The following is a 19,442-nucleotide window of genomic DNA, read 5'->3' as shown; positions in this document are numbered from 1 at the left end:
TTGCCCATCCTACGTGCCGCCTTACAAAACCTGGAACCCGTGCGCGAACGGGTCGCGGTCGTCGATGAAGATCGTGTTGTAGCCGGTCACCCGTGCCCATCCGGCGATCGAGGGGATGACGGCAGGCTTGCCGCCAACCTCGGCCCGCCCGACGATCTGGCCCTTGAACATCGACCCGATGATGCTTTCGTGGGTGAAGGTCTCGCCTTCCTTGAGCTTGCCCTTCGCGGCCCATTGCGCGATGCGCGCCGAGGTGCCAGTGCCGCAGGGCGACCGGTCGATGGCCTTGTCGCCGTAGAAGACCGCATTGCGCGCCGTGGCCTCGGGGCGTGTGGGCTTGCCGGTCCAGAGGATATGGGAAAGGCCCCTGATCTCGGGCTTCTCGGGATGCTGGAACTGGTACTTGTCGTTCAGCGCGCGGCGCAGAAGCGGCGACCAGCGCAAGAGGTCGCCTGCCGAATGATCGGCCATGTCGCGGAAAGTCTTCTGCGGATCGACGATCGCATAGAAGTTGCCGCCATAGGCCACGTCGACCACGACCTCGCCCAGCCCCTCGACCTCCGCCGTCAGGCCTTCGGAATGGAGGAAGGCGGGCACGTTCGTCAGCTTCACTTCCTCGACGAACTGGCCTTCCTGGCGGTATTCCGCCACCACCAGCCCCGCGGGCGTATCCAGCCTGAGGACGCCGGGCACCCTGGGGGTGACCAGCCCGCGTTCAATGGCGGTCGTCACCGTGCCGATGGTGCCGTGCCCGCACATGGGCAGGCAGCCCGAGGTTTCGATGAAGAGGATCGCCACATCGCAATCCTCGCGCGTCGGCGGGTAGAGGATCGAGCCCGACATCATGTCATGCCCGCGCGGCTCGAACATCAGCCCGTGGCGGATCCAGTCATAGTCTGCCAGGAAGTGCGCGCGCTTTTCCAGCATCGTGGTACCCTGCAGATTCGGCCCGCCGCCCGCGACGACCCGCACGGGGTTCCCGCAGGTATGGCCGTCGATGCAGAAGAACGTATGGCTCGCCATGGTCAGAATCTTTCCGGTCTGTAGGGGCTGAGGTCAATCGCCGGGGGCCGCCCCAGCGTCATGTCGGTCAGAAGCCGCGCGGTGGCGGCGGCCTGGGTCAGGCCAAGATGGCCGTGGCCGAAAGCATAAAGCACGTTCGGCGCGCGGGGGGCGCGGCCAATGATCGGCAGCGTATCGGGCAGCGAGGGGCGGAAGCCCATCCACTGCACGCCGCCTTCAGTCTTCAGGCCCGGCATGACGCCTTCGGCCTTTTTCAGGAGGATTTCCGAGCGGCGGAAATCGGGCGCCCGGTCCAGACCCGCCAGTTCCACCGCGCCGCCGACGCGGATGCCGGTGGCAAGCGGCGTGATGACATAGCCGTCCTGCGGCAGGACAAGCTGGCGCTTCAGGTCGAAAGCGCCCGGCGGCAGAGTGGTGTTGTAGCCGCGCTCGGTTTCCAGGGGCACCTTGTCGCCCAGCTTTGCCGCCAGTCTGTGCGACCAGGCGCCACAGGCGAGGATGACCTTCGGCGCGCTGATCCGCCGCCCGTCGGCGAGCCTGACACTCACCCCCTGCCCGTTGGGTGAAAGGTCCACGACCTCGCCCTTTTCGAACTGAGCGCCACGCGCCAGCGCCGCCTGACCGATGGCGCAGGCGACCTCGTAAGGGTCCGAGAGCGTCATCCAGGCCGGGATGAAGACACCATGGGTGTATTTTGGGTGCAGGCCGGGTTGCAGTTCGGCCAGCCGCGCGCCGCTGACGGTCTCGAATTCCACGCCATGGCGCGCGCGCAGGTCCCACAGGCCCCGCGATGATTTCAGCGCCGCTTCGCCGTCGTAAAGATAGATCGCGCCATCGCGGCGCAGGTGATGTGACAGCCCGGCCGTGGCGAACAGATCGTCGGTCTCGGCCTTGGCCAGCTCCATCAGCCGCGCCTGCGCGGCGGTCGAGGCCTCGTGCGGCGCCGGCCGGCTTGCGCGCCAGAAGCGCCACATCCAGGGCAGCATTTTCGGCGCGTAGGAGAGCGGCATCGACAGGGGCCCGAGAGGGTCCATCAGCCAGAAGGGTGCCTTCCAGATCACGCCGGGGGATGCGAGCGGTTCAACATCGGCAAAGGCAAAGGCCCCGGCATTGCCGCGGCTCGCCTCGCAGGCCATGCCCTTGCGGTCAAGGATCAGGACTTTCCGGCCCGCTTCGCAAAGACGAAAGGCGGCCGTCAGCCCGATGATCCCGCCGCCGATGACGATCACGTCAAACATCAAAACGCCTGCATTCCCGATGCCATTCTTTCGCAACGCCTACCGGTTCAGAGCCCCCCTCCCCCCTTGTGGGGGAGGGATGGGGAGGGGGCTTTCGCTCCGCCCCCCACCCCCATCCCCTCCCCACGCGGGGGAGGGGAGGCGCAAGGTCGGCGAAGGGCGTTACGCCGCCAGTTTCGGCAGTGCCGGACGGCAGGCGATGCGCTCGCGCACCAGCTTTTCGACCCGCGCCCGATGCTCGCCGACCAGCGGCTGGCGCGGCGCGCGGACATGTTCGGTCGAACCGATGGCGATGGCTTCGGCGAGCTTGATCTGCTGGACGAGGAAGGTCGAGACATCGAGGTCGAGAAGCGGGCGGAACCAGCGGTAGATCTCGCGCGCCTCGGCCACGCGGCCTGCCTTCGCGAGGTCATAGATCGCCTGATTTTCCTTGGGGAAGGCGATGGAGACGCCCGACACCCAGCCATCGCAGCCCATCAGGATCGCCTCAAGCCCAAGGTTGTCTACCCCGGTCAGCACCTTGAACCGGTCGCCCACGGTGTTGAAGATTTCCGTGCAGCGGCGGATGTCGTCGGAGCTTTCCTTGATCGCCACCATCAGCGGGTTTTCGGCCAGTTCCACCATCATCTCGGGCGTCACATCGACACGGTAGCCGACGCGGTTGGAATAGATCATGACGGGCAGGCCGCCCGCGTTCGCGATGGCGTTGAGGTTCGCGATCGTCTCGGCCCGGTTGGTATGGTAGATCGGCGAGGGTACGACCATCAGCCCGTCCGCCCCGGCCTTCGCGGCGCGAGCTGCCAGCGCACAGGCCTCGCGCGTACCCGCCTCGGAAATCGTCAGGAGCGCTGGCTTCTTGCCGGTGACCGACTTGGCGATCTTCAGCACCTCCAGCCGCTCGTCGGGGCTGAGCATGTTGCCCTCGCCCAGCGTCCCGCAGGTGATCAGGCCCGCATTGCCCGCGTCGATCTGCAGGCCGAAGCAGCGCTCCATCTCGGCGCGGTCCAATTCTCCATCAGCCGTGAACTTGGTGGTCACGGCGGGCATCATTCCCGTCCACATTCTCTCAGAACTCCTTACGTTTCGTCTCAGTGCGCGACTTTGAGGAAAGCCGCGGTTTCCGGTTTCTCGGGCGCCTCGAAAATCTGGGCGGGCGTGCCGATCTCATGAATAAGCCCCTCGCGGAAGAAGGCAACACGATCCGAGACCTCGCGCGCGAACCGCATCTCGTGCGTGACGCAAATCATCGTCATGCCTTCGGATGCCAGAAGCCGCAGCGTATCCAGCACCTCGCCCACCAGCTGGGGGTCCAGGGCCGATGTGACCTCGTCAAACAGCATGTAGTCGGGCGACATCGCCAGCGCCCGCGCGATCGCCATGCGCTGCTGCTGACCGCCGGAGAGGCGCGAGGGGTAGACGGAGAGCTTGTCGGCGAGCCCCACATGCGACAGCTGCTTCACCGCGATCTCGTCTGCCGCCTCGCGGCTCATCCCCAGGACCTTGCGGGGGGCAAGCGTGACGTTTTCCAGAACCGTCAAATGCGGGAAGGCGTTGAACTGCTGGAAGACGATGCCGATCTTCTGGCGGAGCTTGTTCAGGTCGGTCCTGGGGTCGTGCACGACCGTGCCGTCCACGGTGATCTTGCCGCCCTGTATCGCCTCCAGCCCGTTGATGCAGGTCAGGAGCGTCGACTTGCCGGACCCCGAGCCGCCGATCACGGTGACCACCTCGCCCTTCTCGACCGTCATCGACACGCCTTTCAGAACCTCAAGGGCCCCGAAGGATTTCCGGACATTCTCAATCTCAATCATTCTCGCGCCACCGTGCTTCAAGCCGCCCGCCCATCCGGGCGATCGGGAAGGAAATGAGGAAATAGATCGCGCCGGTGATCAGGAGGATGAAGAGCGGCTCCTGCAGGCGCGTCACAAGGATCTGCGACGACCGAAGCAGTTCGATGATCCCCAGCCAGAGGACAAGGGCCGTGTCCTTCATCACCCCAAGCGCCAGCCCGATCCAGCCGGGCAGCGCCACGCGCATCGCCATCGGCAGGGTCACGTTGGCCATGTCCTGGCCCCAGCTCATGCCGAGCGACCGCGCGGCGCGTCGGGTGACGGCGGGAACCGCGTCAATGCCGCCGCGCACGATCTCGGTACAATAGGCCGAGGTGTAGAGCGACAGCATCACGCAGGCGACGGTGAAGGGCGACCAGCCGAAACCGGCGATCGACTGGAAGGCATTGGCGAGGATCAGCTGGATCAGCAAGGGCACCGAGCGCAGGATGTCGAGGACAAAGGTCAGGGGCGCGGCTGCAAGGGCCGAGACCTGGGCCTTGATCGTGCCGAACACCACGCCGAGAGCGGTGCCGAAGAGAACCGCGATTGCCGTGATCGCGAGTGTGATCCCGGCGCCCTTCGCGAGGAACATCAGGTCTTTGAGGGTCAATGCGGTATCGAACATCTTTGCCCCCTCAGTACCGGAAAAGCCGCCAGGCGATCAGTCGCGCGCCCAGCATCACGGCCTTGGCGATCAGATAGTAAAGCACCGCCGCCAGCGCGAAGAATTCGAAGGTGCGGAAGGTGCGCACGTTCAGTTCCTGCGTGACGCCCGCAAGGTCGGTCGCGAGGCCCACCGTCAGGCCGAGCGAGGTCATCAGGATCGCCCAGACCATCTGGTTCGTCATCGGCGGGAAGGAGATGCGGAACATCTGCGGCAGGACGACCGACCAGAAGGCGCGGATCGGCCCCATGCCGAGCGACCGCGCGGCGCGGGTCTGGGTTGCGGGGATGGCGCGCAGCGCACCGCGGAAGGTTTCGGCCAGATAGCCTGCATTGTTGAAGGTGATCCCGGCCAGAAGCGCCCACCAGGGGCTGAGATGGATGCCGAAGGACCCGAGCCCGAAATGCGCCATGTAGATCTGGAAAAGCGCGGGCGTATTGCGCGCGACCTCGATCCAGACGGTTGCCGCACCATAGGCCAGCCGGTTCGACGACAGGCGCGCAACCGCCAGAAGGACCGCGAAGGCGATGCCCAGCACCATGGAAAAGACCGCGACCTCGATCGTGACGAGCGCGCCCCACATCATGTCGGGCAGGGCGCGGAACGCCTGATGCCAATGGAACGTATAGTTGAACATGACCCTCCCCCGGGTCTGTGATCAGCGAATGAGGGGCGCGCGCTCAGGGAGGAGGCACGCGCCCCGCGACGGCTTAGCGGTAGACGCCGTCGATCGTCAGGCCCGGCGCGGTGCCGCCGACCCATTTGTCGTAAAGTTCCTGATAGCGGCCCGACCGGACCTGCTGGTTCACGAAGAGGTTGAGGTAGTTGATCAGCCCCTGCTCTTCGCGCAGCGCGATCAGGCTGACATAGTCGATCGGATAGGGCGCATCGCCCGCGATCTTGAGCCCCGGATACTGGCCCGAAGCAACGATCGAGGAAGCGACGGTCGAGGTCACGACGGTCGCGTCGATCTGGCCCTGGCTGAGGGCGAGGAAGACGTCGGCCTGCGTCTGGTAGGGACGGAACTCGCCCGCGCCCCAGGCCTTGATGTTTTCCTCAAGCTTGATCCCTTCGAACGTGCCCGCGACCGAACCGACCACATGGCCCGACATGCCTTCGAAATTGTCGACGCCCGCGCCTTCGCGGGTCAGCACGACGTTGGTGAAGGCGAAATAGGGGATGGAAAAGCCGATGGTCTTGGCCCGTTCCAGCGTGTCAGAGGTCGAGGCGACGCCCACATCGGCGCGGCCCGAGACGAGCGCGGGAATACGGTCGGGGAACGGGGTTTCCACATATTCCGGCGTCACGCCAAGTGCTGCGGCAAGGTCGTTGCAATAATCGACGTCGAAGCCCACCGGATTGTTGTCGGCATCGCGCGACCCCATCGGCGGGAAGTCGAGAACGACCGCACAGCGCAGCGTGCCCGAGGCGATGATATCGTCAAGCTTGTCGGCCTGCGCAGCACCTGCGGCAAGCATCGCGGCAAGGCTGACGGTGGCAAGATATGTCTTTTTCATTGAGTTCCCTCCTGTCGGAACGCGCTCCCCCCCGGGGAATCGCGATGCAAGAGTTCTACTGGATATTGGATCCAATTTACAATAGACTTTATCCCGAAGAAAGTGGATGCAATCCACATTCGGAGGTTCTATCGATGCAACCGAGGCAGTTTTTCGTGAGCAAATGATGATGGCGCTGAAGCTCAAGGCCACCAATCTGGGCAGCATGCCATCCCCGGCCGATGTGATCTTCGAGGCGCTGCGCGAAGCCATAGTCGAGGGCGAGCTGAAGGACGGCGAGACCCTTCGACAAGACCATATCGCGAGCCTTTTCAACGTCAGCCGCATCCCGGTGCGCGAGGCGCTGGCGCGGCTTGAGGAACAGGGTCTTGTCACGACCCAGCGCCACAAGGGCGCGGTCGTCTCCTCGCTCTCGCTCGAAGAGATTGCCGAGATGTTCGAATTCCGCGCGCTCGTCGAGGGCGAGGTGATCCGCCATGCGGTGAGTGGTATCAGCGACCGTACGCTGGCCGAGGCAAAGGCTTTTGCCGAGGCTTTCGCCGCCGAGCCCGACAGCGCGAGATGGGCGCAGTTGAACCGGCTGTTCCACTATACGCTCTACAAGGACTGCGGGCGGCCCTACCATTTGCAGGTCGTGTCGAAGGCGCTCGACAAGATCGCGCGCTATCTCCGGGCCCAGCTTGTCCTGACCCATGGAATCGCACGCGCGCGGCAGGAGCATGAAGGCATCCTGCGTGCTGCAATGGCGCGCGATGCGGACGAGGCCGCTGCCCTCACCCGCGCCCATATCCTTGGCGCCAGCCGCTCGCTCATCAGCTTTCTGCAGACGCAGGAAAAACTCTGATGCCGACGGTGCCGCGATTTTTGCGCTTCTCAAGAGGCTTTACACTGTTAAGGTGGCGAGGTCTGATCTCTGACAAGAACCGCGGATGACCATCGAACCCGGCAAACGCCAACCCTATCGCCGCAACGAAGACCGGCGGCACGAGATCGCGGAGGCAGCCATAGCCTGCCTGGTGCGCGACGGCCATGCGAAGCTGACCGCGCGGGCGGTGGCCAAGGAGGCGGGTCTTTCGCTTGGCCATATAACCTATCACTTCCGCGACATGGACGAGATCCTGTGCGAGGCCTACCGGATCGCTTCTTCCCGGCTGCGGCAGGCGACCGCCGAAGATCTTGGCGCAAGCACACCGGGCGATCCGCTTGAGCGTCTCGAAACCTTCGTGCGGGCGGGGTTCAAGCCCGATTTCCTGTCGCGCGGCTATCTGCGGCTCAGGCTCGACCTCTGGTCGGCGGCCGTCGATCATCCGACGCTGGCCGAGACCGAGGCAGCGCTCTACACAAGCTACCGCGAGGAACTGGCCGGTCTTCTCGGCGATATTGCACATGACAGGAATGCGCAGGCGGCCCGTGTCTGCGCAGCGACCGACACAGTCATGGCGCTGCTCGACGGCCTCTGGCTCGACTGGATCAGGCGCGGGAACGAAAAAGCTCTGGAAAACGGCCTGTCGACGGCGATGGACCTGGCGCGCGCTCTTGCGAAACCCTGAGCTGCTGCCCTGCGCCTAACCCCGGTGCCGCAGCAGAAAGTCCCGGATCGGCGGCAGCGCGCGGTCGGTCGCCTCGATGAAGATCGCATGTTTCAGCGCGTCGAGGATCACCAGCTCGGCATTCGGCATCGCTGCCGCGATTTCCCGGTTCAGGCGCGGGTTGCAACCGCCGTCGTTTTCGCCGGTCAGGACCAGTGCGGGGGCTGCGATCTCGTGCAGCCATGGGCCCATTTCGGTTTCGGCATAGATATCGAAGACATTGAGGAAGACATCCGCGTCCGTGTCCACGACCTGCTGCTTGCGCCAGTCGATCACATCGGGCCGGGCGGCGGCGAATTCGTCAGTGAACCAGCGCGCGGTGAGCGTGTCCAGCACCGGCCCGATGCCCTTGTCGCGCATTGCCTGCACCACGGCGCGCACCTTCTGGCTGTCATCCTCGGTCCGGAAAGCCGCCGTCGAATAAAGCCCCAATGACAGGACGCGGTCGGGATAGCGCCGCGCGTAGGCCGGGCCGATCATGCCGCCCAGAGAGTGACCGGCGAAATGCGCCTGCTCTATGCCCAGCCGCCTGCGCAGGGCTTCCAGATCGTCGACCAGATCCTCAAGCCCGAACCGGCCGTCCGGCAGGGGCGACAGGCCGTGGCCGCGCAGATCGTAGGTCACGCAGGTGAAGTGATCCTTCAGCCCCTCGACGAGCCCGGCGAAGGTCGCCCGCCGCGCGCCGATCCCGTGGATGAGGAAAAGCGCCGGACCCTCTCCGGTGACCGAATAGGAACAGTCGATCACCATATCACGTTCCCGGCCTGGGGTCCGAGGCGAGACGCCCGGCAGTGGCCCAGTCCGATTTCGCGACATCGGCGAAGATGATGGTGACGGCATCGGGCGTGCCGCCGCAGGTCGCAACCCAGGCTTCCGTCACCGCCTTCGCGCAGGCGCGTTTCTGATCGGCCGTCCGGCCCTCGAACATCTCGATCCTGATGACTGGCATCTTCCTTACTCTCCTATGTCAGCCCCGAGGCTGGTGACATGCGGCATGACCTCTGCCGCGAACCGTTCCATCATATCGAGCGTCTCCGCCTGCGGCTGGCCGAAATTCGACGAGCTGATCACATCGTCGATGCCCAGTTCGGCGTAATGCGACAGCTTGTCGATCATCTCCTGGCGCTCGCAGATCAGGATGTTGCGCCCCAGCTCCTCGACCGTCTGCTTGCGGGGCAGGGACCGCACGATGCCATGATCGACCAACCCCGGCCCGCCGAAGACATTGTCGAACTTCTCGTAATAGGCATGGGCGCGGTCGAGCTTGTCGCGCGCGTCGGCGGCGTTCCTGGCGAGATAGAGCCCGCGCTGCAGCGACAGCCGGTTGCTACCGCCGTCCGGCGCCGCCGCGCGCCCGCGATGGAAGGCGCCGACCTGCGCGGCAAGGATTTCCTCGCTCGCGCCGAGGGGGGTCGTCTGTACATGATAGCCGCGCCGCGCTGCGGCCTCGATCCCATCGGGGGCCATGGAGGCCAGTTGGATCGGCACCGGCCGGTCGGGCCTTGGCATCACGGTGAGCGCGTCGAACCTGTACCAGCGCCCGTCCCAGCTGACCTCCTCGCGCGTCAGGAGCGCTTCGAGCACGGCAAGCGATTCCTCGAACCGTGCCTTGGTTTCCTCCATCGGAACGCCGAGCCGCCCGGTCTCATACCCGAAGGCGCCCTTGCCGACACCCAGCATCAGGCGGCCCTCGCACAGCGCCTGCGCCTGCACCACCTCGCCCGCGAAGATGCGCATGTCGCGGATCGGCAGCTGGCAGATCGAGGTCACCAGCTCCACCCTCCGCGTCCGCGCCGCGATCGCCACCGCCATCTGCAGGGGCGACGGGATCAGAAGCAGGTTGACCAGATGATGTTCGGGGATACCAACCCCCCGGAAGCCCAGCCGGTCGGCCGCGACCGCCTGTTCGAGCACCCCGGCATAGTGCCTGCCCGCGCCCACATTCGGATCGAGGAGATGGCTGTTGAGAAAATGGATGAACTGCATCGCCGTCCCAATTATAGTACATCTGTACTACATAAGATCAGACGTATGACGACAGGTCAAGCGGCTTGCCCGCACGGCGCGATCGATCCTGGGCATGAAGAGAAACTGGCGATCCCGGGAGGACTCGAACCCCCGACCCGCTGCTTAGAAGGCAGCTGCTCTATCCAGCTGAGCTACGGGACCGTTGCTTTCCTTTAAAGGCTCGGGGCGGCCTCAATCAAGGGCGCGCGTCATGAAGACGCTGTTGGGATCGTCCCGATAGCCCTCGAACGGCGGGCATTCTGTGAAGCCCGCCTTCAGATACAGCGCCCGCGCCGCGACGAAACCGCGCTGTGAGCCGGTCTCGAGGCTGAGGCGACGGAAACCGGCCGCCCGCGCCTCGGCCTGCAGGTGATCCAGCATCCGGCGCGCCAGCCCCCGGCCGCGTTCCTCGGCCAAGATATGCATCGACTTGATCTCGGCATGGGTCGGATCGATCCGCTTGACGGCGCCCATGCCGATGGCGCGGCCCGCGTCGCGCATGACGAAGAAGGCAATGTCGGGCCGGTCGAGTTCGGAGGCATCCATCATATGGATGCTCTCGGGTGGCGTTTCCTCGTGCATTGCCGCCGTATGGCGGTGAAAGAGCAGCGAAAGCTCCGCCTGGACGGGGCTTTCGCGTGCAATCACCGGATTGTCCGTCACTGCCCGCCCATCATGGCAGCCATGTCGACGCCGTTGACCAGAAGGCCGCCCGCCTCGGTCATCTCGATCTCCCAGACCAGTTCGCCATCGGCGCCGGGCTTGGCCATGCCGCCGGCCATGCCGAGCATCATCATCGCCTGGCCACCCATCTCGGGCGGCGCCGATTGCAGGGCCTTCTGGATGGCTTCCATGCCGACGAGTGTCAATTTCGCGGTCCCGACCGGTGCGGGCTGACCAGGACCGGCGGCAAGCGCTGCCTGATAGGTCAGTTTGTAATCCGGTGCCGTGACCGCGCCGGGTGCGAGCGTGATGTCGACGGTCCCGTCCGGCAGCAGGGCCTGCAGAAGCTGGCCTTCGAACCCGGCGGGCGGCTCTGCGCCATCGGGCAGGTCGAGGAGCCCGAGGCCCAGCACCGCCGGCGCCGCCGCGTCAAAGCCGCTCGCCGCGAAATCGAGGCTCGCCTCGGTCGGCACCAGCGTCGCGGCGAAGGGCGGCACGAGGCCCTCGGGGATGGACAGGCCCTTCACGCTTATCGCCTCGCGGAACTTGCCGTCGGCAACGAAACCGTTGATGTCAGCCGCGATGCCCAGCTCTTCGGCCGAGAACGGCCCGAGCGGCGTTTCCACCTGCACCGTCCGATAGGCGCCATCCACCTTCACGTTGCCAAAGATCGGCAGCGCCTGCTCGATCACGGGCTTCAGCGAGGCGCGGTCTGCCTTGATCAGCTCCTCGCTGGGATGCGCGATGAACCAGGACCAAAGGCCGAGGAGAGCTGCCGGCTGAGAGCCGGTCGTTGCCATATCGAAGCTTCCGTCCGCGACCGTGCCAGAGATGGTCACGGGACCTTGCGGCGTGCCCGGCAAGACCACCGAGAAATCCGTACCGCTGACGGTCTGGACATATTTGCCATCTACCCCGGCGGCGCCTTCGCTGGCACTGCCGTCAAGGACGGACAGTTTGGTGAGGCCGTTCATGACGAACCCGCCCATCGGCCCGCCAGCCTGCGATTGCACCGTGGCGACGTCCGTCATTTCCATGTGCACTGTCCGCGACGCGCCGAGCGCCTCGTCGAAGAGGCCGGTCAGCTTGACCGAGCCGTAATTCGTCTCGGTCTTGGAATGGCCACCCTCGCCGTCCGGCAGCGTATAGGACAGCGACACCGGCTGATCCATCTGGTAGGCCCAGGTGCCGTCGCCCTGATCGGTCAGCTGCAGCTGCAGGGGCGAGAGGGAAGCCTCGAAACCATCCACGGGCACCTTGGCGAGGAGCAGCGCGAAATCGAGCTTGAGGCCATAGCTTTCGCCTTCCGGCGCCACGGTCACGACACCTGGCGTCGCGCCGAGATAGGACTGGAAGAGCGCTGTCAGTTCGTCCGCCCCCGTCTGGGTCGCCGGCTCGGCGACCGCGACGACCGGAAGGCAAACGGCGGTTGTGAGAAGCAGGTAACGGAAAGAACGCATGACAGTACACCTTTCAAATAACACGGCCCGCAGGAGGCAGGCCGAAGGATCAGTGGGTCCAGACTTCCTTGCGGTCGGTGGCGAAATTCTCGCCATAGCCGCGCGGCCGGACATTGGGTTTGCGGGCATGCGGCAGCGTGACGGCATAATCGATGCCGTTGGCCGTGGCATAGGCCTCTGCCGCCTCGCGGCTTTCGAACCTGAGCCGCACCTGCGCCTGCGTGTCGCCCGATCCGGTCCAGCCCATCAAGGGATCGACCTCGCGCGCCTCGCCCGGGGCGAATTCCAGAACCCAGGCATGTGTCTTCGCCGTGCCGGATTGCATGGCCGTCCTGGCCGGCTGGTAAATGCGTGCGCGCATGGATCACCTCTCGCAAACGTCGCCCTCTTATCGAAAAACTGACCGCCGCGCGCAAGGGTGCGACGGCATCGGCGGGGTTTTTCTTGGGGGGAGTTTTTCTTCTGCTGCGAAAGACGACTGTCGGTCAGTGCGGGGTGGGGGAGCAAAGGGTGGTGCGGCAGTGACCGACAGTCGCTTGCTGCTTGCAGATGAAGATTACGATGGCGGCGCCCAGGATTCAACCTAAAATTGAATCTGGCGAGAAAATTCTTCCTTATGCCCCCGGCGCGGCGGTCGGCAGCGGCAGGCACCCTTGAACCAGAACAAAAACGGACCAAATCTACGGGTCTGACAGGGAATCAGCCATGCCCCACAACAATACCAATGCCCCCGCTCCGCGGCCCGAGGTTCTGACCCGGCCAAAGCTCGAAGGCGGGCGGCGGTTCGTGATGAAGACCGAGTTTCAGGCGGCGGGCGATCAGCCCACCGCCATCGCGGAGCTTTCCCAGGGCGTTCTTGCGGGCGAGCGCGATCAGGTTCTGCTCGGCGCCACCGGCACGGGCAAGACCTTCACCATGGCGAAGGTGATCGAAGAGACGCAGCGCCCCGCCATCATCCTTGCGCCGAACAAGACGCTCGCTGCCCAGCTTTACGGCGAGTTCAAGGGCTTCTTTCCGGAGAATGCCGTCGAATATTTCGTCAGCTACTATGACTACTACCAGCCCGAGGCCTATGTCGCGCGCACCGACACCTACATAGAGAAGGAAAGCCAGATCAACGAACAGATCGACCGGATGCGCCATTCGGCGACCCGGGCGCTTCTGGAGCGCGACGACGTGATCATCGTGGCCTCGGTCAGCTGCATCTATGGCATCGGATCGGTCGAGACCTATTCGGCCATGACGCAGGACATGGAAGTGGGCAAGCTGTACGAGCAACGCAAGTTCCTGTCCGAACTCGTGGCCCAGCAGTACCGCCGCCAGGACGCCGCCTTCCAGCGCGGGTCGTTCCGGGTGAAGGGCGACACGATCGACCTCTGGCCCGCGCACCTTGAGGACCGGGCCTGGCGGTTTTCCTTCTTCGGCGAGGAACTGGAGGGGATCATCGAATTCGACCCGCTAACCGGTTCAAAGACCGATACTTTCGAAAAGATCAGAATTTACGCAAACTCTCACTACGTCACGCCGCGCCCGACCTTGCAGCAGGCGATCAAGGGCATCCGCGTCGAACTTGCCCAGCGGCTGAAGCAGTTGCAGGAGGAAGGCAAGCTGCTGGAGGCCCAGCGGCTGGAACAGCGCTGCAACTTCGATCTCGAAATGCTCGAGGCCACCGGCTCCTGCGCGGGGATCGAGAATTACTCCCGCTACCTCACCGGCCGCGCCCCGGGCGAGCCGCCGCCGACGCTCTTCGAATTCATCCCCGACAATGCCATCGTCTTCGCCGATGAAAGCCACGTCTCGGTCCCGCAGATCGGCGGCATGTACCGGGGCGACTTCCGCCGCAAGTTCACGCTTGCCGAACATGGCTTCCGGCTGCCGTCGTGCATGGACAACCGGCCTTTGAAGTTCGAGGAGTGGGACGCGATGCGCCCACAATCGGTCTTCGTCTCGGCCACCCCAGCGGCATGGGAAATGGAACAGGCGGGCGGCGTCTTCACCGAACAGGTGATCCGTCCGACCGGCCTTCTCGACCCGCCGGTCGAGATCAGACCCGTCTCGATGCAGGTCGACGACCTTCTGGACGAGGTACGCAAGGTCGCGGCGAACGGCATGCGCGTCCTCGTCACCACGCTGACCAAGCGCATGGCCGAGGACCTGACGGAGTACCTGCACGAACAGGGCATCCGCGTCCGCTACATGCATTCCGACATCGACACGATCGAGCGGATCGAGATCCTGCGCGACCTGCGCCTTGGCGCCTTCGACGTGCTGGTGGGCATCAACCTCTTGCGCGAGGGGCTCGACATCCCCGAATGCGGGCTGGTGGCGATATTGGACGCCGACAAGGAAGGATTCCTGCGCTCGGAGACCTCGCTGATCCAGACGATCGGGCGGGCGGCGCGGAACGCCGACGGCCGGGTGATCATGTATGCCGACCGCATCACCGGCTCGATGGAACGCGCGATTGCCGAGACGAACCGGCGGCGCGAAAAGCAGGAGGCCTACAACATCGCCCACGGCATCACGCCGACGACGGTCCGCAAGAACGTCGAGGATGTGCTGGCGGGCCTCTGGCAGGGCGACACCGACCAGTCGAGAGTCACGGCCAAGGTCGAGAAAGCCATGGTCGGCCAGAACCTCGCCGCCCATCTCGACGCGCTGCGGACACAGATGCGGAAAGCCGCCGAGAACCTGGAGTTCGAGGAGGCCGCGCGGCTGAGGGACGAGGTCAAGCGGCTGGAGGCGGTGGAGCTGACCGTGGCCGACGATCCCCTGGCGCGGCAGTCGGCGGTCGAGGAGGCCGTGGACGAGGCGGTGAAGGCGCGGGGGAGGTCGACGGCCGGGCGAGCGGGGATGCGGGGCGGGAAGCGTGGGGGGCGGAGGTAGCCTACCGCTTCTCTAGCTGTCCGATACTCCAGCTACGACGGCAGCCCAAGGCAGTGCATATTGCGAGGGCGCCGCAGAGGAGCAGCGCTTACGATATTCCTCCGGCGGGCGCGAAATCTGTTCGGCGCTACCTTCTGGACGAGTCTTCGCTCTTGCTGAACCGTCCCACCGGCGGACCAGCCGCCGGGTCGAGCGGATGAACCCGACGGTCAAGGATGCGACCGTCAGGTGGTGCAATGATTCCGCTCTTGCCTGATGGTCCACCCAAAGTGAAACCCCCGCCGGTTGGCGGGGGTTTCGTTTTCTGGTTGCGAACTCAATCGCGGCTTTCGAGGCTTTCGGCGAGTGCCGCGCTTTCGTCGATCTCGGGCACGTCCTCGATCGGTGCGGCGAGCGCCACGGCCTGTTCGGCCTCGGTGCGGCGCTGTTCGATCACCTCCAGATCGCGGTCGTGGGCGATCTTCTTGACGCGGCTCGTCGCGCCGCCGGTGCCCGCCGGAATGAGGCGGCCGACGATGACGTTTTCCTTCAGGCCGACAAGCGTGTCGCGCTTGCCCTGCACGGCGGCCTCGGTGAGGACGCGCGTGGTTTCCTGGAAGGAAGCGGCCGAGATGAACGAGCGGGTCTGCAAGCTCGCCTTGGTGATGCCAAGGAGCACCGGCTCGCCATTGGCGGGACGGCCGCCGCGGGCGATGACCTTGGCGTTTTCCTCGTCGAACTCCTGCTTGTCGACATGCTCGCCCTTCAGAAGCGTCGTCTCGCCAGAGTCGAGGATCTCGATCTTCTGCAGCATCTGGCGAACGATCACCTCGATGTGCTTGTCGTTGATCTTCACGCCCTGCAGACGATAGACGTCCTGGACCTCGTCGATGAGGTAGTCGGCCAGAGCCTCGATCCCCATGATCCGCAGGATGTCGTGCGGGGCGGGATTGCCGTCCATGATATAGTCGCCCTTCTGGACATGGTCACCTTCCTGAACCGGAATGTGCTTGCCCTTGGGAACCATATATTCGACCGGCTGCAGGCTTTCGTCCACAGGCTCGATGGTGATGCGGCGCTTGTTCTTGTAGTCCTTGCCAAAGCGCACATAGCCCTCGATCTCGGCGATGATCGCATGGTCCTTCGGACGGCGCGCTTCGAAGAGTTCCGCCACGCGGGGCAGACCCCCGGTGATGTCCTTGGTCTTCGCACCTTCGCGCGGGATACGCGCCACCACGTCGCCGGCCTTGATCTCCTGCCCGTCCTCGACCGACAGGATCGCGTCCACCGACATCTGGTAGCTGACCGGGTTGCCCTGATCGTTGCGCATCGGTTCGCCCGTCGCCGGATCCATCACGATGATTTCCGGCTTCAGATCGCTGCCCTTGGGCGCGGTGCGCCAGTCGGTCACGATCTTCTGGGTCATGCCGGTCGCATCGTCGGTCACTTCGCGCACCGCGATGCCCGAAATGAGGTCGACGAACTTCGCCACACCCGCCTTTTCGGCGATGATCGGCAGGGTGTAGGGGTCCCATTCGAAGAGTTTCGCGCCGCGCTTGACGGTCGCGCCATCCTTAACATGGACCTTCGCACCGTAGCTCACCTTGTAGGAGGCGCGCTCCTGCCCGGCTTCGTCGATGATCGCGATCTGCATCGAGCGGCCCATGACGACCTGTTCGCCATTCTCGTTGGCGAGAAGCATCGCATTGCGGAACTCGACACGGCCTTCCTGGCTCGCTTCCTGGAAGGATTGCTGGCCGCCCTGAGCGATACCGCCGATGTGGAAGGTCCGCATGGTCAGCTGGGTGCCAGGTTCGCCGATCGACTGCGCCGCGATGATGCCCACCGCTTCGCCCTGGTTGACGAGCGTGCCGCGTGCAAGGTCGCGGCCGTAGCACATGGCGCAGACGCCTTCCTCGGCTTCGCAGGTCAGCGCCGAGCGGATGCGAACCGAGGCGACGCCCGCCGTCTCGATCATGTCGGCCTTGCGTTCGTCGATCAGCTCGTTCTTGGCGACGATCACGTCCTCGGTGCCCGGCACGCAGACATCGTCGGCGGCGACACGGCCGAGGACCCGTTCGCTGAGCGGCGAGACCACTTCCCCGTCGTTGACCGCGGCCGAGGCCGTGATCGCCCGTTCGGTGCCGCAGTCGTGCGCACGCACGATGCAGTCCTGCGCCACGTCGACCAGACGGCGGGTCAGGTAGCCCGAGTTGGCGGTCTTGAGCGCGGTGTCGGCCAGACCCTTGCGGGCGCCGTGCGTCGAGTTGAAGTATTCAAGAACGGTCAGACCTTCCTTGAAGTTCGAGATGATCGGCGTCTCGATGATTTCGCCCGACGGCTTGGCCATCAGGCCGCGCATCCCGCCAAGCTGCTTCATCTGCGCGGGCGAACCCCGCGCCCCGGAGTGCGACATCATGTAGACCGAGTTCGGTTCCTTCTCGGCCCCGGCATCGTCCTTACGGACCGCCGAGATTTCCGCCATCATCGCGTTCGCGACCGCATCGGAGCATTTCGACCAGGCGTCGACAACCTTGTTGTACTTTTCGCCCTGGGTGATCAGGCCGTCCATGTACTGCTGTTCGAATTCCTTGACCTGGTCCTGAACGTCGCCGACGATCTTCCACTTGCTCTCCGGGATGACCATGTCGTCCTTGCCGAACGAGATGCCCGCACGGAACGCCTCGCGGAAGCCGAGACCCATGATCTGGTCGCAGAAGATGACCGACTCTTTCTGGCCGCAGTAGCGGTAGACGGTGTCGATGACGTTCTGCACGTCCTTCTTCCTGAGAAGACGGTTCACCAGTTCGAACGGCGCCTTGGCGTTCTTCGGCAGAAGCGCGCCAAGCCGCATCCGGCCCGGCGTCGTCTCGTACCGCTTGACCACTTCGTTGCCTTCGGCGTCGATCTGGGTGATCCGCGCGGTGATCTTGGCGTGCAGGTGCACCTCACCCGCGTTCAGCGCATGTTCGACCTCTTCGACCGAGGCGAACTTCATGCCTTCGCCCTGCATGCCTTCGCGCATCATCGAGGTGTAGTAGAGGCCAAGCACCATGTCCTGCGACGGAACGATGATCGGCGCGCCGTTGGCGGGCGAGAGCACGTTGTTCGTCGACATCATCAGGACGCGCGCTTCCAGCTGGGCCTCGAGGCTCAGGGGCACGTGCACGGCCATCTGGTCGCCGTCGAAGTCGGCGTTGAAGGCCGAACAGACGAGCGGGTGCAGCTGAATCGCCTTGCCTTCGATCAGGATCGGCTCGAACGCCTGGATACCCAGACGGTGCAGCGTCGGCGCGCGGTTCAGAAGGACGGGATGTTCGCGGATGACTTCATCCAGGATGTCCCAGACCTCCGGGCGCTCTTTCTCCACCAGCTTCTTGGCTTGCTTGACAGTCGAGGAAAGGCCCTTTGCCTCCAGCCGCGAGTAGATGAACGGCTTGAAAAGCTCGAGCGCCATCTTCTTCGGCAGGCCGCACTGGTGCAGCTTCAGTTCCGGACCGGTCACGATGACCGAACGGCCCGAAAAGTCGACCCGCTTGCCCAGAAGGTTCTGGCGGAAGCGGCCCTGCTTGCCTTTCAGCATGTCGGAGAGCGACTTCAGCGGGCGCTTGTTGGCGCCCGTGATGACGCGGCCGCGACGGCCGTTGTCGAAGAGCGCGTCGACCGATTCCTGCAGCATCCGCTTTTCGTTGCGGACGATGATGTCGGGCGCGCGCAGTTCAATGAGCCGCTTCAGGCGGTTGTTGCGGTTGATGACCCGGCGATAGAGGTCGTTGAGGTCCGAGGTCGCGAACCGGCCACCGTCGAGCGGCACCAGCGGGCGCAGTTCCGGCGGGATGACCGGAACGACGGTCAGGACCATCCATTCCGGGCGGTTGCCGGATTCGAGGAACGATTCAACGATCTTCAGCCGCTTGATGATCTTCTTGGGCTTCAGCTCGCCCGTGGCTTCCTTCAGCTCCTCGCGCAGCTGTTCGGCCGTCGCCTCGAGGTCGATCGCCGCCAGCATTTCGCGGATCGCCTCGGCGCCGATATTCGCCGTGAAGGCGTCGGCGCCGAACTGGTCCTGCGCGTCGAGGAATTCCTCTTCGGTCAGAAGCTGGCCGTAGGACAGGTCGGTCAGGCCCGGTTCGATGACCACGTAGTTTTCAAAGTAGAGGATGCGTTCCAGATCGCGCAGCGTCATGTCGAGCATGAGGCCGATGCGCGAGGGAAGCGATTTGAGGAACCAGATGTGGGCAACGGGCGCGGCCAGTTCGATATGGCCCATGCGCTCGCGGCGCACCTTCTGGAGCGTAACCTCGACGCCGCATTTCTCGCAGACGACGCCGCGATATTTCATGCGCTTGTACTTGCCGCAGAGGCATTCATAGTCCTTGATCGGCCCGAAGATGCGGGCACAGAAGAGACCGTCACGCTCCGGCTTGAAGGTCCGGTAGTTGATGGTCTCGGGCTTCTTAATCTCCCCGTAGGACCACGACAGGATGCGCTCGGGCGAGGCGAGCGAGATCTTGATCTCGTCGAACGCCTTGGGCGCGGCCAGCGGGTTGAACGGGTTGGTCGAGAGTTCCTGGTTCATTTTCA

17 protein-coding genes and 1 tRNA gene are annotated in these 19,442 nt (G+C 64.6%); 3 read left to right on the top strand and 15 right to left on the bottom strand.

Going from position 1 to position 19,442, the window contains the following annotated elements; genetic code table 11:
- Window positions 1-21 precede the first annotated feature (21 nt).
- The 7 genes from P0645_RS17945 to P0645_RS17915 all read right to left on the bottom strand — a co-directional run bounded on the left by P0645_RS17945 (window position 22) and on the right by P0645_RS17915 (window position 6,274).
- Window positions 22-1,023, bottom strand: a complete 1,002-nt coding sequence (locus P0645_RS17945) for a 4-hydroxyproline epimerase (protein WP_284165920.1) — start codon at window positions 1,021-1,023, stop codon at window positions 22-24.
- A gap of 2 nt (window positions 1,024-1,025) precedes the next feature.
- Complete coding sequence (locus tag P0645_RS17940) at window positions 1,026-2,261, bottom strand: NAD(P)/FAD-dependent oxidoreductase (protein ID WP_349775096.1); 1,236 nt, start codon at window positions 2,259-2,261, stop codon at window positions 1,026-1,028.
- A 162-nt stretch (window positions 2,262-2,423) separates the two neighbouring features.
- Entirely contained in the window at window positions 2,424-3,308 is an 885-nt protein-coding gene (locus P0645_RS17935; protein WP_284165918.1) for a dihydrodipicolinate synthase family protein, read from the bottom strand.
- A gap of 41 nt (window positions 3,309-3,349) precedes the next feature.
- The gene (locus P0645_RS17930; protein ID WP_284165917.1) at window positions 3,350-4,072 is read right to left on the bottom strand and encodes an amino acid ABC transporter ATP-binding protein; all 723 of its coding nucleotides are present in this window, start codon (window positions 4,070-4,072) and stop codon (window positions 3,350-3,352) included.
- A complete protein-coding gene (locus P0645_RS17925) occupies window positions 4,065-4,718 on the bottom strand; it encodes an amino acid ABC transporter permease (RefSeq protein WP_284165916.1) in 654 nt (217 codons plus the stop codon). The genes P0645_RS17930 and P0645_RS17925 overlap by 8 nt, the downstream gene beginning before the upstream one ends.
- Before the next feature lie 10 nt (window positions 4,719-4,728).
- On the bottom strand, window positions 4,729-5,394 hold the full coding sequence (locus tag P0645_RS17920; RefSeq protein ID WP_284165915.1) for an amino acid ABC transporter permease: 666 nt from the start codon (window positions 5,392-5,394) through the stop codon (window positions 4,729-4,731).
- Between the two features lie 73 nt (window positions 5,395-5,467).
- Complete coding sequence (locus P0645_RS17915; RefSeq protein ID WP_284165914.1) at window positions 5,468-6,274, bottom strand: ABC transporter substrate-binding protein; 807 nt, start codon at window positions 6,272-6,274, stop codon at window positions 5,468-5,470.
- Window positions 6,275-6,440: 166 nt separating this feature from the next.
- Here P0645_RS17915 and P0645_RS17910 point away from each other — a divergent pair, with 166 nt between their 5' ends.
- Window positions 6,441-7,118 carry a GntR family transcriptional regulator gene (locus P0645_RS17910; protein WP_349775095.1) on the top strand — a complete coding sequence of 226 codons (678 nt, stop codon included), beginning with the start codon at window positions 6,441-6,443 and terminating at the stop codon, window positions 7,116-7,118.
- An 85-nt stretch (window positions 7,119-7,203) separates the two neighbouring features.
- Complete coding sequence (locus tag P0645_RS17905) at window positions 7,204-7,824, top strand: TetR/AcrR family transcriptional regulator (protein WP_284165913.1); 621 nt, start codon at window positions 7,204-7,206, stop codon at window positions 7,822-7,824.
- 15 nt (window positions 7,825-7,839) lie between these two features.
- Here P0645_RS17905 and P0645_RS17900 read toward each other — a convergent pair whose 3' ends face one another.
- From P0645_RS17900 to P0645_RS17870, 7 genes are all read right to left on the bottom strand, one after another.
- Window positions 7,840-8,613 (bottom strand): alpha/beta fold hydrolase, encoded by a 774-nt coding sequence (locus tag P0645_RS17900; RefSeq protein ID WP_284165912.1) that lies wholly within the window; start codon window positions 8,611-8,613, stop codon window positions 7,840-7,842.
- A 1-nt stretch (window position 8,614) separates the two neighbouring features.
- Window positions 8,615-8,812 carry a 4-oxalocrotonate tautomerase gene (locus tag P0645_RS17895; protein WP_284165911.1) on the bottom strand — a complete coding sequence of 66 codons (198 nt, stop codon included), beginning with the start codon at window positions 8,810-8,812 and terminating at the stop codon, window positions 8,615-8,617.
- Between the two features lie 5 nt (window positions 8,813-8,817).
- Window positions 8,818-9,849: an LLM class flavin-dependent oxidoreductase gene (locus tag P0645_RS17890; protein WP_284165910.1), complete on the bottom strand. Its 1,032-nt coding sequence runs from the start codon at window positions 9,847-9,849 to the stop codon at window positions 8,818-8,820.
- A 106-nt stretch (window positions 9,850-9,955) separates the two neighbouring features.
- Window positions 9,956-10,032, bottom strand: a tRNA-Arg gene (locus P0645_RS17885).
- A gap of 30 nt (window positions 10,033-10,062) precedes the next feature.
- Complete coding sequence (locus P0645_RS17880; RefSeq protein WP_284165909.1) at window positions 10,063-10,533, bottom strand: GNAT family N-acetyltransferase; 471 nt, start codon at window positions 10,531-10,533, stop codon at window positions 10,063-10,065.
- The gene (locus tag P0645_RS17875; RefSeq protein ID WP_284165908.1) at window positions 10,530-11,993 is read right to left on the bottom strand and encodes a hypothetical protein; all 1,464 of its coding nucleotides are present in this window, start codon (window positions 11,991-11,993) and stop codon (window positions 10,530-10,532) included. The genes P0645_RS17880 and P0645_RS17875 overlap by 4 nt, the downstream gene beginning before the upstream one ends.
- Before the next feature lie 49 nt (window positions 11,994-12,042).
- Complete coding sequence (locus tag P0645_RS17870; protein WP_284165907.1) at window positions 12,043-12,354, bottom strand: ETC complex I subunit; 312 nt, start codon at window positions 12,352-12,354, stop codon at window positions 12,043-12,045.
- A gap of 344 nt (window positions 12,355-12,698) precedes the next feature.
- On the opposite strand from P0645_RS17870, the gene uvrB reads away from it, so the two are divergent.
- The gene (uvrB, locus tag P0645_RS17865) at window positions 12,699-14,879 is read left to right on the top strand and encodes an excinuclease ABC subunit UvrB (protein WP_284165906.1); all 2,181 of its coding nucleotides are present in this window, start codon (window positions 12,699-12,701) and stop codon (window positions 14,877-14,879) included.
- 316 nt (window positions 14,880-15,195) lie between these two features.
- Here uvrB and rpoC read toward each other — a convergent pair whose 3' ends face one another.
- The gene (gene rpoC / locus P0645_RS17860; RefSeq protein ID WP_284165905.1) at window positions 15,196-19,437 is read right to left on the bottom strand and encodes a DNA-directed RNA polymerase subunit beta'; all 4,242 of its coding nucleotides are present in this window, start codon (window positions 19,435-19,437) and stop codon (window positions 15,196-15,198) included.
- Window positions 19,438-19,442: the final 5 nt, after the last annotated feature.

This window comes from Frigidibacter sp. SD6-1 (assembly GCF_030143255.1).
Lineage (GTDB): Bacteria > Pseudomonadota > Alphaproteobacteria > Rhodobacterales > Rhodobacteraceae > TMP-24.
Note: the sequence above shows the minus strand (reverse complement) of the source record. Positions and strands in the feature narration are given on the sequence as shown.